The 13,882-nt window shown below is 58.2% G+C and carries 9 protein-coding genes and 1 pseudogene; 5 read left to right on the forward strand and 5 right to left on the reverse strand.

What is annotated here, in order from left to right; translation table 11 throughout:
• Positions 1 to 6 precede the first annotated feature (6 nt).
• The 4 genes from K7A42_RS18780 to K7A42_RS18795 all read right to left on the reverse strand — a co-directional run bounded on the left by K7A42_RS18780 (position 7) and on the right by K7A42_RS18795 (position 5,886).
• Entirely contained in the window at positions 7 to 954 is a 948-nt protein-coding gene (locus K7A42_RS18780) for a peptidylprolyl isomerase (protein ID WP_006700162.1), read from the reverse strand.
• A gap of 295 nt (positions 955 to 1,249) precedes the next feature.
• On the reverse strand, positions 1,250 to 3,631 hold the full coding sequence (locus K7A42_RS18785) for an LPS-assembly protein LptD (protein ID WP_022555938.1): 2,382 nt from the start codon (positions 3,629 to 3,631) through the stop codon (positions 1,250 to 1,252).
• Entirely contained in the window at positions 3,632 to 4,720 is a 1,089-nt protein-coding gene (gene lptG, locus K7A42_RS18790; protein ID WP_004441073.1) for an LPS export ABC transporter permease LptG, read from the reverse strand.
• Positions 4,717 to 5,886 carry an LptF/LptG family permease gene (locus K7A42_RS18795; protein ID WP_004441075.1) on the reverse strand — a complete coding sequence of 390 codons (1,170 nt, stop codon included), beginning with the start codon at positions 5,884 to 5,886 and terminating at the stop codon, positions 4,717 to 4,719. The genes lptG and K7A42_RS18795 overlap by 4 nt, the downstream gene beginning before the upstream one ends.
• A 298-nt stretch (positions 5,887 to 6,184) precedes the next feature.
• Between K7A42_RS18795 and K7A42_RS18800 the strand changes: the two genes are divergently transcribed.
• The 3 genes from K7A42_RS18800 to K7A42_RS18810 all read left to right on the forward strand — a co-directional run bounded on the left by K7A42_RS18800 (position 6,185) and on the right by K7A42_RS18810 (position 9,324).
• Positions 6,185 to 7,678 carry a leucyl aminopeptidase gene (locus tag K7A42_RS18800; protein WP_174151058.1) on the forward strand — a complete coding sequence of 498 codons (1,494 nt, stop codon included), beginning with the start codon at positions 6,185 to 6,187 and terminating at the stop codon, positions 7,676 to 7,678.
• Between the two features lie 25 nt (positions 7,679 to 7,703).
• Entirely contained in the window at positions 7,704 to 8,153 is a 450-nt protein-coding gene (locus tag K7A42_RS18805) for a DNA polymerase III subunit chi (RefSeq protein ID WP_004441079.1), read from the forward strand.
• 142 nt (positions 8,154 to 8,295) lie between these two features.
• Positions 8,296 to 9,324, forward strand: a complete 1,029-nt coding sequence (locus tag K7A42_RS18810) for a sensor domain-containing diguanylate cyclase (RefSeq protein WP_004441080.1) — start codon at positions 8,296 to 8,298, stop codon at positions 9,322 to 9,324.
• 28 nt (positions 9,325 to 9,352) lie between these two features.
• On the opposite strand, the gene K7A42_RS18815 is transcribed toward K7A42_RS18810, so the two are convergent.
• The gene (locus K7A42_RS18815) at positions 9,353 to 10,279 is read right to left on the reverse strand and encodes a Gfo/Idh/MocA family protein (protein ID WP_004441083.1); all 927 of its coding nucleotides are present in this window, start codon (positions 10,277 to 10,279) and stop codon (positions 9,353 to 9,355) included.
• Between the two features lie 302 nt (positions 10,280 to 10,581).
• Between K7A42_RS18815 and K7A42_RS18820 the strand changes: the two genes are divergently transcribed.
• Positions 10,582 to 11,787: a GGDEF domain-containing protein gene (locus K7A42_RS18820; RefSeq protein ID WP_282455695.1), complete on the forward strand. Its 1,206-nt coding sequence runs from the start codon at positions 10,582 to 10,584 to the stop codon at positions 11,785 to 11,787.
• 107 nt (positions 11,788 to 11,894) lie between these two features.
• A pseudogene (locus tag K7A42_RS18825) lies at positions 11,895 to 13,833 on the forward strand (EAL domain-containing protein).
• The last annotated feature ends 49 nt before the right edge of the window (positions 13,834 to 13,882 follow it).

Raw genomic sequence — 13,882 nt, forward strand, 5'->3', positions numbered from 1 at the left:
TCAATATCAGGTGTTGACGATCTGCGCCTTCTTGCGCAGCTCATCCATGTACTTCTTTTCGTTCGGGTTTTCGCCTTCCTTGGCCTTCATCAGGTCTTCGGACTTGAACACCATTTCCGCCGCATAGTCGTCGGAAACCTGGCGCTGCTTGCAGATGGCCAGATATTCGACGCCCTTTTCGGTCACGCGTGTGCCGGTGGTGCCGCCTTCCTTGGTCTTTTCTACCAGAGCCTTCCAGTCTTCCGGCAACTCAGGCGCCAGAATGCGGCCGAGGTCCTTGATTGCCACATCACGCATGGTCGCGGCAAAGCTCATCGCCTGGTCGCAGCCGGGATAACGTTTGCGCGAGGCTTCAGCCTCAGCCTTGCGCTTGCCGGTGATGGCGTTGCGCTTTGCTTCCGGGATAACGAAGATAACCTGCTGCAGGAAATATTCCGTGGTGACCGGTTTGTCGCCTCGCTCCTTCAGGCGGGTGACCAGATCCTGCGTTGACATCTTGCCGCGCGCGCCATAACGGGCGTTCACAAGGCGCGGCCAGCTCATCTGAACGGCGATGAAGGCCTTGAAGTGGTCCGCGCCAACACCCGCCTGCGCCAGCACCTTCGTCAACTGCTCCGGCTTCATCTTGTTGTTGCCGGCAAATCGCGCGAAGGCAGCATCGACATCTTCCGTACTGACCGACATTTTGACGCGGGCGATTTCTTCGCGCTTCAGCGCTTCATCGACAAGCTGCTCACGCGCCTTTTCATTGAGGTTGCCGGACTGGCGCTGCAACTTCAGGAAGGCGACGCGCTTGGAAATGTCGTCATTGGTGATCGGGGTCTTGTTGACGACGATCTTCACGGTGTTATCGGCAAAGGCCTGACCGGCATAAGGCACGATGGCCATGGGAACGGCGAATATCGCAAAGGCAAAAGCAGCGCCACGCAAAGCCGACTTTCCGAAATTCATCATATCCTTCTCCCTTTCGTCAGGCTGGGTCCTGTTGCCCTGTCCCGCCAATCTGTTCGTCTGGTAACAGGGATTTTGCCTTCCCCCGCCTTTCAGACCTGCACATATGCATCCGCACCGCGAATTTGCCACGTATATATCATCGTGATCCGCAAAACGGCAATGTGTCGGTTTGTTGAAAGAAACCCGATACTGTCATGCCGGGTCGACACTGGCGCGGTGTTGCGGCAAAACCGTGACTACTACTGGTCTGATAGCAAAAAGGCAGGCCACAATGCTGTGCGGCCCGCCTTTAAACTCAGTAATTGTTCGGCTTCCAGCCAATATCCATGTCGTTCCAGTCTTCGTTCGCGGAGCCGACGCTGATATCGCCAAGGGTACGGAAGGCAAGACGGGCATTGATCGACCAGTCATTGGCGGCCTGGCGGCTGGAGTTGATGTTGCCTTCGTCGGAATAGCTGACCGTCAAGATCGTGCATTCATCCTGATAGGCGATACCAATCCGGCGTTCGGCGGCAAACTTGCCGTTCAGATCGTAGTTGATCGAGCCGAACAGCGACCAGTTATCGTCCATGCGCAGTGAACCGGATGCCTGGATGATATCGCGGTCTTCGTTATAGCCGTATTTCGGCTGCGCCTTGACCTGCGTATAGCTGAGCCTGCCGTTGATGCGGCGATCCGAATAGCTGATGCCCGTTTCAGACCGGTTGATTTCGAAATTGTCCTTGTCGAGACGCAGGCTCGAGGACAGCGAAAGACCGATAGGTGCATCGAATGCAGCCATGGCGACATAATCCGAACGATCGGATTCGAGGCCGGAATCGGCGCCGACATTCAGAAGATCATAGGAGGCGAAGGAATTATCGCCAGCGAGATGGAAGGACTGGCCAGCAATGGCGCGAACACCGTAACCATTGTCGAAAGTACCGTTGTAACGGAAGCCGAGATTGGCTCGTGTGCCGCCTTCGATCCGGTCGAAGCCCGAAAATTTGTCGCGCTCAAACAGGTTTGTGGCGTCGAACACAAAGGCTTGTGAGTCCTCGTTCGGGAAACGACCGGAATATTGCTCGTTCGGCCGCACGAAAATTTGCGCGATGGGCTCGATCACGTGGCTGCTGTTGAGAGCCGTGAACAGCCAGGGATAACGCACCTCAAGGCCACCGGTGACCATGCCGCGCAAGGCAGCATCGTCATGGATCATGCCTTCATAGGCATAGGATGTGCCGCCGGAGGTGAAGCTTGCCGCAGTCATGTCGGTCCACAACGCGTCGCCGCGCGCCGCAAGGATCGGCGTGATCTGAAGACCGCTATCCATCGTGATGGTGCGCTTCCATTCCGCTTCCGTGGTCCAGCGCGTGTAAGAGCCTTCCAGACCGTTGAAGCGCGGGAAGCCGCCCATCGCGTAGGAATCCTGCGTCGAACGGCTGATGCTCGTGAAGTTCGTGGTCAGCGAGAGCTCGCCGCCATAGATCGGATCCGGCAGGAAGTAACGATAGTCAACGACCGGATGAACGATCGCCTGCTTACGTTCCTTGAGCTCGGAATTATCCGTGTCCTGAACGTTGAAGTAATAACCGCGGGCGTCGAAGCTGTTACGTTCGCCAGTGCCTGTCAGATAAATCTGATTGGTCTGGACGTCGTTCTTGTAGCCTTTCAGGCTGTAGGTACGCGAAAAATTGTTATCCGACTGCACCATGGCGTCCCAGCCGAAGGCCCAGCGCGGGTTGATGCTGAAATCGCCCTTGCTGGCAACCATGCCGCGCTGATCGTTCAGCGCGTCACTCGTTCCGGCAATGAACGTATCCGAGGACTGCTGGCTGATGCCGGCGATCGTCAGCGTGTGCATGCCGGTTTCGAAACGCTGGCGCAACTCGGCCTGAAGAAGCAGGCCCTGTTTTGTGTAGTAGGTCGGTGTGACCGTGAGGTCGGACGTATCGGAAAGAACCTGGAAATAGGGAACACCGATACCGAAGCCGAGCTTGTTGGTCATGCTCATCTGCGGGAACAGGAAGCCCGACTTCCGCTTCACCGTATTGTCCGGCACCGTCAGGAACGGGATATAGGCGATCGAATGGCCGAAAAGCTGCAGACGTGCTTTTTCCAGCCGCACCGTATGGGTCTTGCCGTCCTGAATGACGCGCTCGGCCTTTACCTGCCACAGCGGCGCCTTTTCCGGGCGCTCGGCGCAGGGCAGACACGCGGTGTAGACACCGTTGTTGAGGACCATCAGGTCGCCTTCAAGGCGCTCGGCGCTTTCCCCGGCAATACGGGTATTGTCCGTGGTCTCGACGCGCAATGCGTTGACGAAGCCCTGACCGAAGTCGTCGGTCACGTCCATCTCGTCGGCATAGATCTTGTTGCCGCCCGGCTCGATCAGCTCGATGTTGCCATGGGCGACCACGCGACCGGTCTGCTGGTTATATTCCACTTGCTGGGCCACCATACGGTAGCCCGAATATTTCATGCGAACCACGCCCTTCGCGATGACGCGCTGGGAATCGCGGTTATAGGTCAGTTCATTTGCTGTAAGCAGGAGTTTCGAATCGTCTTGGCTTGCCGACGCAAGCAAACCATCCTGGCCGAAAGCGACCGGGCTGGATGCCAAATACGCGCACACAGCGGCACCTGTCAGAAGGGCCGTCCAAAGCCGCCTGATATTCCCGCGGTCAATTACCGCCACTTAGCCGTCCTCCTGATGAAGCAGAATGGTTGCCCCCAAAGCCAACGCCACGATGACTGGAACCCAGACCGCGACGGTGGGAGGGACAACACCACCACTCCCGAATGCCCTTACGAGCACGGTTACTACATAAAGCACGAAGCCGGAAACGATTCCACCCAGAATCACGGAGCGCGACTGGGCGAAGCGGCTGAACTTTAATGAAACGGTCGCGGCGATCAAGGTCATCGCAACCAGAAGCAGGGGCGTCGATAGCAGGAAATGATACTGCGTCTCAAGCGCCTTTGAAGATAGTCCAAAGGACTTTGCAACTTCGATCTTGTGAGAAAGGTCAAAGAAAGCAACGGTTTCCGTCTGTGTCATGCGCTCTTGGACGAATTCCCGTCTCAGATTGGTACTGATCTGCATGCTCTCTTGCCGAACTGGCACATGTCCGGCCCGCGTTTCAGAAACGCCGTTAAGAAGCCAGTAACCATCTTCCAATTTAGCCGACTTCGCATCCTTCCGTGAGACGATGTTTCCGTCCTTGTCGAGGTCGATGAGAACCACGTCGAGAAGCATCGTTCCGTTGTCTTCGAAGCTCTTGGCGCCGATGATCGTATCCTGGCCGCCGCTCGACTGGCGCATCCACGGAATGATCTGCTGCTGGCGTCCGCCGCCCGCTTCGTTGCGCAGACCGGCCTCCATGGCGAGCGACTTGTTCTGGCCCCACGCTGCGATGGGGTTCAGGACAGTGACCGACAGGATGCCGATGAGGACCGCGCCGAGCACGAAGGGGAGAATGAACTGCCAGGCGGAAATGCCGGCGGCGCGCGTCACGACCAGTTCGTAGCGCCGGTTGAGCGAGATCAGCGTCGTCATGCCGACGAACAGCGCAATGAATGGTATGGTCTGCTGCAGGATCAACGGCAGGCGAAGCGCTGTCAGGCCAAGCGCGGCCGGAACGGAATAGCCGGGCAGGCCGGACATGCGCCGCGCCGTTTCGCTGAAGTCGGCAAGGTAAATGATCGAGGATACGCCGATCACGAACCAGATGGCCGTGATGAGATATCGTTTCAGGAAGTACCGGGCGAGCGTGTTGAAGATCATGCGTTGCCGCTCCCCGAATTGCGCGCCAGCCGGCTGGAGAAGAGACGGCGCAACCGGCCCGCCGCATCGGTTACCATCCTCGGCATTTTCGGTTTACGGCCGGTGATCAGCACGAAGGCGGCCGCAGCACCGCTGAGGCCCGGAACGGCATAGACCAGAGGAATGAAGGCTGCGCTCTGCTTCACCTGGTTCGTAACGTAAAAACCGAGCCAGCGAAGCACGAAAGCCGTCACCAGCGCCGCGACCATCGGATGCATGCGCGCCTCGCGGTGCGAACGGGCGTCGGCGGCGATGACCAGCGATATCAGCGCAAAAGAAAAGGCGAACATCCAGTCCGACAGTCGCTTGTGCAATTCGCTGCGGAACGTCTCCGGCGAGCGCTTGTAGCTCGCATTGTTTTCATCGGGCGAGAGAAGGAAACCGAGGCTGGCGTCGCCCGGAGAGAGCGAAGGCTCCGAATCCTGCTTTTCCGACATGGTCGAAAGGTCGAAGGCATAGGACAGGAACTTGACGATCGAGACCTTGCCGTCAGGCGTCTTCTGCTGCACCTCGCCGTCGCGCATGGTGAGCGACGTACCGCTTTCGTCGATCATGCCTTCCTTGGCATAATAAATGAGATCGAAATTCGGATCGCGGCGGTCGGCAACGAACAGTCCCTTGAGAATACGACCCTGCCGTTGGGCAATCTGCACGTAAAGGCCGTCTTGGATGGTACGGAACGTCTTTTCCTCGATCACGGAGGAGAGAAGGTCGGCATAGGCCGCAGCCACCATCTGTCGCGCCGAACTGCGGGCAGGCGGCTCGACGAAATTGGTGATGGTGAAGGAAAGCGCGCTCAGGACGGCGGCCAGAATGAGAACCGGGCGATACATGATCGAACGCGGAGATCCGGCCGCATCGATGATCGCGAGCTCGGAATCATTGTTCATCGTCGTGAAAATCTGGGTGATGCCGATGACGAGCGCGAAAGGCAGCACGACGGGAATGAGCGTCGGCAGGATCATCGTCGCGAGCGCCATGAAGGAACCCATCGACTGGCCCGTATCGGTCACGAGATTGATTCTCTGGAGAACCTGGATGGTCCAGATGATGGCCAGCACCGGCAACAGCGCGACCAGAAACATCTGCGTTGTCCGCCGCAGGATATAGTTCTCGAGAAGCTTCATACGGCCCTGTTCGACATTGTTTTTCCCTGCGATCGCTCGCCGAGTTTCCGCCTATCTAATCGCATCGTTTGCAATTGGCTATTCCGGCAGGCTCACAAATATGTTTTGCGCGACAATTTTTCCGCCGCCTGTGTCTTTTTGTGGAACAAGCTGTCGGTTTCATGACGGGAGTTCGCATTCACTAAAAATGCATTTCCTTTAACGGCTGTGGGGCTTTAAAGAATGCGGGGTTGCGCCCGGGGCCGAAAAGGCCATGATCATGCGCATCGTGCAAGTCGTAGAAGAAGAGCAGGAAAACATGTCCGCCAAATTCGATATATCTTTCGCCAATTCCGCCTCGCTGGAAAATGCCCTGGCCGTGATGCTGCAGGCCTCGGGTGACGCGAAGGCCGTCGCCGGTGCTTCCGAAGCCGATCCGGCTGGTGTGATCGAAAGGGCGGCGAAGATCGCGGGCTTTTCCGCAAAATCCATGACGACGCTCGATGTCATCGCGCCGCAGGGTTCCGCTGCCGACCGGCTGCTGGTCATCGGAATCGGAAAGCCGTCGAAGCTGGTCGCCCATGACTGGCTGCGTGCCGGCGGTACGGCGGCTGCCCATTTCAAGAAGGCGGACAAGGTCGTTGTCTATCTCGATGCGCCGGGCGTAGAGGTTGGCGCTCAGGCGGCGGCGGATTTCGCGCTTGGTCTTCTGCTGCGCGCCTACAGCTTCGATGCATACAAGACCAAGAAAAAGTCCGAGGACGAAAAGACGCCGAAGAAGGTGGAGATCATCATCGTCACGGCCGCCCATCAGGATGCGGAAAAGGCTTTTGCCGTCTCCGAGGCGGTTGCGGGCGGCGTTATACTGGCGCGCGATCTCGTCAACCTCCCTCCGAACGTTCTCGGCCCGGTCGAATTCGCCGAAAAGGCGGAAGAGTTGCGCAAACTCGGCGTCGAGGTGGAGGTCCTTGGCGAAAAGGAACTGAAGAAGCTTGGCATGAATGCCCTTCTCGGCGTGGCGCAGGGTTCGGCCCGTCCGCCGCGGCTTGCGGTCATGCAATGGAACGGCGGCTCCAAAAAGGATGAACCCGTTGCCTTTGTCGGCAAGGGGGTCGTTTTCGATACTGGCGGCATTTCGCTGAAGCCCGGCCTCAACATGGAAGACATGAAGGGTGACATGGGTGGTGCTGCAGCCGTAACCGGCTTGATGCATGCGCTTGCGGCCCGCAAGGCCAAGGCAAACGTTATCGGTGTCATCGGCCTTGTCGAGAACATGCCTGATGGCAACGCCCAGCGCCCCGGCGACATCGTGACTTCCATGTCCGGCCAGACCATCGAGATCATCAATACCGACGCCGAAGGACGGCTGGTTCTGGCCGATGCGCTCTGGTACACCAAGGAGCGTTTCAATCCGAAATTCATGATCAATCTCGCAACACTGACGGGCGCGATCACCGTGGCGCTCGGCAATCTGCAGGCCGGATTGTTCTCCAACGACGATGAACTGGCAACGCGGCTTTCGCAGGCCGGCGAGGTGACGGCTGAAAAACTGTGGCGCATGCCGCTCCACAAGGATTACGACAAGATCATCGATTCCAAATTTGCCGACATGAAAAACAGCTCGGGCCGCCTGGCGGGCTCCGTCACCGCTGCGCAGTTCCTCAAGCGCTTCGTGGGTGAAACACCGTGGGCGCATCTCGATATCGCCGGGACAGCCATGGGCTCGCCGCTGACCGAGATCAACCAGTCCTGGGGATCGGGTTACGGCGTGCGTCTTCTGAATGAACTCGTTCGCGCCCATTACGAAGATTGAGACGAGCGGAGCGGCACGCCAGCGCATGACTGAAATTCTGTTCTATCACCTGACGGAATCGAAGCTGGAGGACGCGCTGCCGCCCTTGCTCGAGAAATCGCTGGAACGCGGCTGGAAGGTCGCGGTCCAGACAGTGGGCGAGGAGCGCCGGGACTTCCTCGACACGCATCTCTGGACGTTCCGCGACGACAGCTTCCTTCCGCACGCCACCGACACTTCGCCAGTACCGCAAAACCAGCCGATTCTCCTGACGGCATCGGACGGGAACGCCAACGCAGCGAGTGTTCGTTTTCTCGTCGATGGCGCCGAGCCCCCGGCAGTGGAGGCTTATGAACGCATCGTCTTCATGTTCGACGGATACGATGCCTACCAAACCGAAATGGCGCGAAACCACTGGAAAAGGCTGAAAACGGAGGGGCATTCGCTGACCTACTGGCAGCAATCGCCGGAAGGGCGCTGGCAGAAAAAGGCATGACCCGTCCCCCGTCTGACTACCTTTGCAACGGGAAAATGGCCGGTAAGAAATCGCATGTGGTGTCGCCCGTGGCGGTTGTTTTATGAACGCATGCAACATGTACGCTTTCAGACGCGTTATCAGCAGACAGAGGGGATATGCGATGGGACAGATGATGCCACGACCGGATCTGGAGCTGGAACGACTGGTAGCAGTGCGGTCCGTTGTGGCTTTCAAGAATGCGGAAACCGCTGAATTGAAGGCGATCTCGCAACTGGCGCAGGGCGTATTCGGGGTGGCACGCGCGGCCGTGCATATTCTGGATGAGGACTGGCTCCACATTGCCGAGCAGGCAGGGCTGCAGTTCCAGGAATGCCCCCGTGACATTGCGATCTGCGACCGTGTGGTCGTCACGCAGAATATTCTGACTGTTACGGATCTGAGCGCTCATCCTGAATTCGGCTCTTTGCCTTATGTAAAGGGCGCGCCCGACCTGCGGTCCTACGCAGGCGCCCCGATCGAACTCGAACCGGGTCTGGTGGTCGGGACTTTTTGTCTGCTCGACCCGCACGTTCGGGAGTACACCGCTGCGGAGGTCGATAATCTCCAGTATTTTGCGACACTCGCGGGCGCGCTTTTGAGATTGCAGAAAGCGAACTTCACCATGAGCCTTGCCGCCCGGGAACTGCGCGATGCGGCCATGACTGATCCGCTTACGGGCTTTTATAATCGCAAGGCTCTGGACGCGATCGTTGATCTGGAACTTGGCGCCGCGCTTTGCGAGAAGGACACTTTCGGTGTTCTCTATCTCGATCTCGACGGCTTCAAGACCATCAATGACACGCTTGGCCATGCGGCAGGAGACAGGGTGCTGGTCGAGGCATCCACCCGAATCCGCGATGCTGTAAGAGAAGATGACGTGGTGGTGCGCATGGGGGGCGACGAATTCGCAATATTCGTGCCGCGTCCGGATTCATCCATGCTCATCAGTGGCCTTGCGGAAAAACTGCTCCACGCGTTTCGGCAACCGTTTCATGTAGAGGGTGAGAGCGTGCTTGCGCGCCTCAGCATCGGCGGCGCCATCGCGCCGCAGGCGGGCGCGGATCGCGCGACGCTGCTGCGGAGCGTCGATGAAGCCCTGTATCAGGCCAAAAAATCGGGGCGCGACCGGTTTGTCAGCCGCGCCCTCTGAAAGATTGCCTTGAGAAGCGTTTCGCTGCTCAGTCGTAGAAAGAATCCACGAATTTGTGGCGGCCGAGCAGGAAAGCATCGGCCACATGGGTCAGCGGCGCAAGATCGACGTCCGAGCGGCCTGACTTGATGATCTCGGCGAAGCGCTCGTAAAGGGCCGGATATTCCCGTTCCGGCTGGGATAGTTTTTCCTCACCATTGATCGAAAGCTTCGCCCCGCCTTCCGAAAGCACCATCCGCCCCGCGGCGGTCTCGGCCACGATGTCCCAGCTCTGCTTGCCGGTCTGACGCCAGTCGAACTCGGCATGGACGGGCATTTTTGTCACGTCCGAGAAATGCAGGTCGGCCGCGATCGGCGCGTCGCGGTTTTCCGGGAATTCAAGCGTCGCCCTGGTCAGGAACAGCGCGCGCGGCAGGATATGGGTGATGATGGAAAGCGCATTGATGCCGGGATCGAACACGCCGAGACCACCCGCCTGCCAGATCCATTCCTGGTTCGGATGCCAGTGGCGCACATCTTCTTTCCAGATCACATGAACGCTGTTGATCGTCGTGGAGGCTAGAAACGCCTTGGCAGCCTCGACGCCAGGTGCATAACGCGAATGCCAGCTTGCAAACAGTGACAGGCCTTTAGAATCCGCGAGGCGGACGAGATCCTGTACCTCCGAAAGCGTCGCGCCCGGCGGTTTTTCGAGGAAGACGTGCTTGCCGGCATTCAGTGCCGCATAGGCTGCCTCATAACGATATTGCGGCGGCATGCACAGAGAGACGGCGTTGATATCGGGTACGGCCTCGAGCATCGCCTCGATGGTGCCGTAGGATGCGACGCCATCCACCGTGCCATGGCGGCTTGCGGTGCAGATCAATTCAAAATCCGGATTGCCTGCAATGGCGGGAAGATGCTGGTCGCGAACGATTTTGCCGACGCCGACGATGGCAAGCTTGGTGGCTGACATGAAGTGGAACCCGTGTGTGAGTGCTGCCTAAGATAAAGTGTGATTTTTACAGGTTTTTAGCAGAAACGCCCGCAGGAGCAAGGTGATCGTTTCGGCGCGACGCGTCTTTTCCAGCCGATGACTTCACGGAAACTTTCGATACACATTATCGATCGTGTAATGGTTGATCATGAAAATATTTCTTTGTAATTTTCAGTGATGTTTTCGATGGCCGGGCTGTCTTAATCCAATTTTTTAGGTATATTCTCATTTTGTTAGAGTTTTATGTATTTTTAACTTGAGTATATTTTAAAGAGCGGGTCGTGGTGGTTTTATTCAAGGCTGACCGTCTGTCTGGCTTCGTTCAGAAAGTCAACGAAAGCAGCCGGCAATTCAATACATACGGATTGATCTTCGGCATCATCCTCTACAATCTCTACGTATTCGTGGACATCAGTCTGGTGCCGGAAATCATCTGGCTGGATCTGACAGTCCGCCTGATGATCATCACACCGCTTCTCTTTCTTTATTTTCCCGCCCGATATTATGCGATCAGGATGCGGCCGGACGGCGTGGCGCATGAGGTCCTGCACGGGCTGGGTTGCATGTTGGTCGTCGCCTCGATCATGTTCATCTATGCCAATGCGCAAACCTCGTCGGCGAGCGAATATTACGTGGGTATCGTCACCGTCGTCCTTTATATGAATACGATACATCGCAAACCGTTTCCGCTTGCGGTCATGGGCACGGTTGGCTGCATGGCGGTTTTCATCGTCGGCATGGAATATGTCACGGTCACGAGCGAGGTGGCCAAGCTACCGGCCATCATGTGTTCCGCTGGCATCAGCGCCGTCTCGCTGTTTGCGGCCTACCGCATCGAGCAGGTGGAAAGAAAGGACTATCTGGCCTCTCTGCGGGAGAAGACCATGCTGCAGCGGATTCAAAGTGCAAATCACGAGCTTCAGCAGCTTTCCAATACCGACCAGCTCACCGGAATTCGCAATCGCCGCAGCTTCGACGAGGCGGCGAACGAGGCATCGGTCGGTAGCGGCCGGCCGCGGGCGCTCATCCTTCTCGATGTCGATTATTTCAAGAACTACAATGACGCAGAAGGCCACGTCGCCGGCGATGACTGCCTGCGCAGGATTGCCGGCAGGCTGCGTGGCGCCCTGCGCAGGGACGATGGCGACAGAAGTTTCATAGCCCGTTACGGTGGGGAAGAATTTGTCGTTCTGCTTGCCGATTGTACCGCTTCCGCTGCGCTTGCCATTGGCGAAAGACTGAGACTGGCCGTAATCGACGAGGCCATCCCCCATCTCAACCGTCCAGACAGACAGAAAATCGTCACCGTCAGCCTCGGCATTGCCGTTTCCGGCGACGGCAGGGAAATCATATACGAGATGGTGAACCGGGCCGATATGGCGCTTTACGAGGCAAAACGCCAGGGCCGCGACCGGCTGGTGCTGGCCTCCGGGCATATGGGAATGCCGGCGGAGCTGTACGGGGTCGAGGCCATGATGTCCGGATAGGGCTGATGGCTTGGCGGCGCCATAAATTTTGCCTCGCGCAAGCGGGATTGTTGAAGGCCGGCCACCGGAATTCCGGGGCAAGAACACATAATAATCGGGGAATGCAGATGATGGAATTGATCGCCGCACAAGCGGCAGCGTCCGCTACCGAACTTCCATTCCTGCTGCTTCAGGCGGCCGCGGTGGTTGGCATGGTGTCCGTGCTGATCCTTCTGCGGCGGAACATCGCCCTCGAGGATCCCCGCTATAAAATCTACTATGGCCTCGTCTTCGGAATGACAGGTTTTCTGCTGACGCTGCTTGTTTCCGAATTCATCAAGCTGCCCTCCAAGCCTTACATCCGCTCCGATCTGCTGTTTCTCGCGGGGGTGCTGGGCTCATGGCAGGGCGGGCTTATCAGCCTGTCCCTCGTCGCGGCCGGGCGTTTCGTGTTCGGCGGCCCCGTGCTGTTTTTTGCGGCCCTGCAGGACATGGTCGTCATTTCGGCCTGCGGCATCATCATGTATGGCTGGATGCGCGACCGACGCCTCGCCGATCTGGGAACTCGGGATATTCTCACCGTCTTCGCCGTCAGATTCATGGCCGCGCTGCTTGCCATCACAATCTCGTTCGTGTTTGGTCTGATCGACCAGACGCTGTTCTTGAGCGCAATAGGCCGCCGAACGCTGGGAGCTGTCGCCGTTGGCCTGCCGATGATCGTCTGCCTGTTCATCCTGCTGCGCAGCGAGGCGCGCGCGCGACGAGGCAAAGAAACGCGAGTTGGCGGCGCGGACGGATTCATTGACCGGACTGCCCAACAGGCGCGCCCTCAAGGACCATATGGAAACGGTCATGCGGCAGGAGCCGGCCGTTTCGCACGCCCTCGTTCTGATCGAGATCGTCAATATTGCCGATGTCGCCGCCTGCGAGGGGGAGGACTGGAGCGATATTTTCTGGCCCAGGCTGGCGCGGGAAATCTGCGATGGGGAATACGGCCTGCTGTGCAGCGCCCATGCACCTTGCAGCTTCATGTTCGGCGATACGACACTTGCAGTTGTCATGCGGGAGATTTCGCTGGAGAAGTCCGAAGGTACAAAACTCATGATGCATCTGCATGAGGGGTTGAGCACCTTTTGCCGCTCGGCGGAAGCGGGGCCGGTACCGCATCTCAAAATAGGCGCTGCAAGTCTGGACAGGCTTTCCCGGCAGAACGTGGCCTCGTTCTTCAGACATCTCAGCCTGGCGCTCAAGGGAAGCGATCATCCCGTGCAGATTTTCCCCTTTTCCTTTGCCGAGAAGGCGACACGGGACGAGACCGTGCGGCAGATGCTCGTCAACTGGATCAAATCCGGCAGGCCGCCCATTTGCTATCAGCCGAAATTCGAAATGCGCAATCGCCGCATGATCGGTGCTGAGGCGCTGCTGCGCGCGGTCGATGCGCGGGGGCAGGCGCTTTCGCCCTATTACGTGCTGGAGATCGCCGAACGTCATCGGTTGCTGGCGGAATTCGAATGGTCGACGATCGAAGCCGTGGTGCACGACCTTCGCGATCTACATGATCTCGATGCGGATTTTCATCTCGCGGTGAATATTTCCGCTTCGTCCTTTGCAACCGTGCACTTTGCTGACCGGGTCGCGGCGCTGCTGCAGGAAATGGCGGTGCCGGCGCATCGCCTGGCGATCGAAGTGACGGAGATGAGCAGGATTCCGACCAACGACGTCGTGCAGCAGAATTTCGATGCGCTGTTCGCCGCCGGCGTGCGACTGGCGCTCGATGATTTCGGGACCGGTTATGCCGCGCTCACTTTGCTGGCGCGGTTCCCGTTTGAAGAGGTCAAGATCGATCACTGGATGACGTCGAGGCTGGATCAATCGCGGTTCCGGGAGGCCATTGCGCTCGCCTTCGAGAGCGCGGAGCGTTATGGCGCTAAGCTGGTGACGGAAGGTATAGAAACCGAGGAGCAGAGCAGGCTTCTCATGCAGATGGGCATTCGCTTCGGGCAGGGTTATCTTTATTCCCCTGCCGTGCCGCTCGCACGGCTGCAGTCCCGCAGGGCGTGTGCCTAGCGCCAAGGGCGCCGCTCACATCTTCCCGCGCCAATGATGATCAGGGGTA

It is taken from the genome of Agrobacterium sp. InxBP2 (assembly GCF_026191755.1).
Lineage (GTDB): Bacteria > Pseudomonadota > Alphaproteobacteria > Rhizobiales > Rhizobiaceae > Agrobacterium > Agrobacterium pusense.

Excerpts from the sequence above, each read along its gene's own strand:
- K7A42_RS18780 (WP_006700162.1), bottom strand. The coding sequence starts at position 954 with ATGATGAATTTCGGAAAGTCGGCTTTGCGTGGCGCTGCTTTTGCCTTT.
- lptG (WP_004441073.1), bottom strand. The coding sequence starts at position 4,720 with ATGATCTTCAACACGCTCGCCCGGTACTTCCTGAAACGATATCTCATC.
- K7A42_RS18795 (WP_004441075.1), bottom strand. The coding sequence starts at position 5,886 with ATGAAGCTTCTCGAGAACTATATCCTGCGGCGGACAACGCAGATGTTT.
- K7A42_RS18800 (WP_174151058.1), top strand. The coding sequence starts at position 6,185 with ATGTCCGCCAAATTCGATATATCTTTCGCCAATTCCGCCTCGCTGGAA.
- K7A42_RS18805 (WP_004441079.1), top strand. The coding sequence starts at position 7,704 with ATGACTGAAATTCTGTTCTATCACCTGACGGAATCGAAGCTGGAGGAC.
- K7A42_RS18810 (WP_004441080.1), top strand. The coding sequence starts at position 8,296 with ATGGGACAGATGATGCCACGACCGGATCTGGAGCTGGAACGACTGGTA.
- K7A42_RS18815 (WP_004441083.1), bottom strand. The coding sequence starts at position 10,279 with ATGTCAGCCACCAAGCTTGCCATCGTCGGCGTCGGCAAAATCGTTCGC.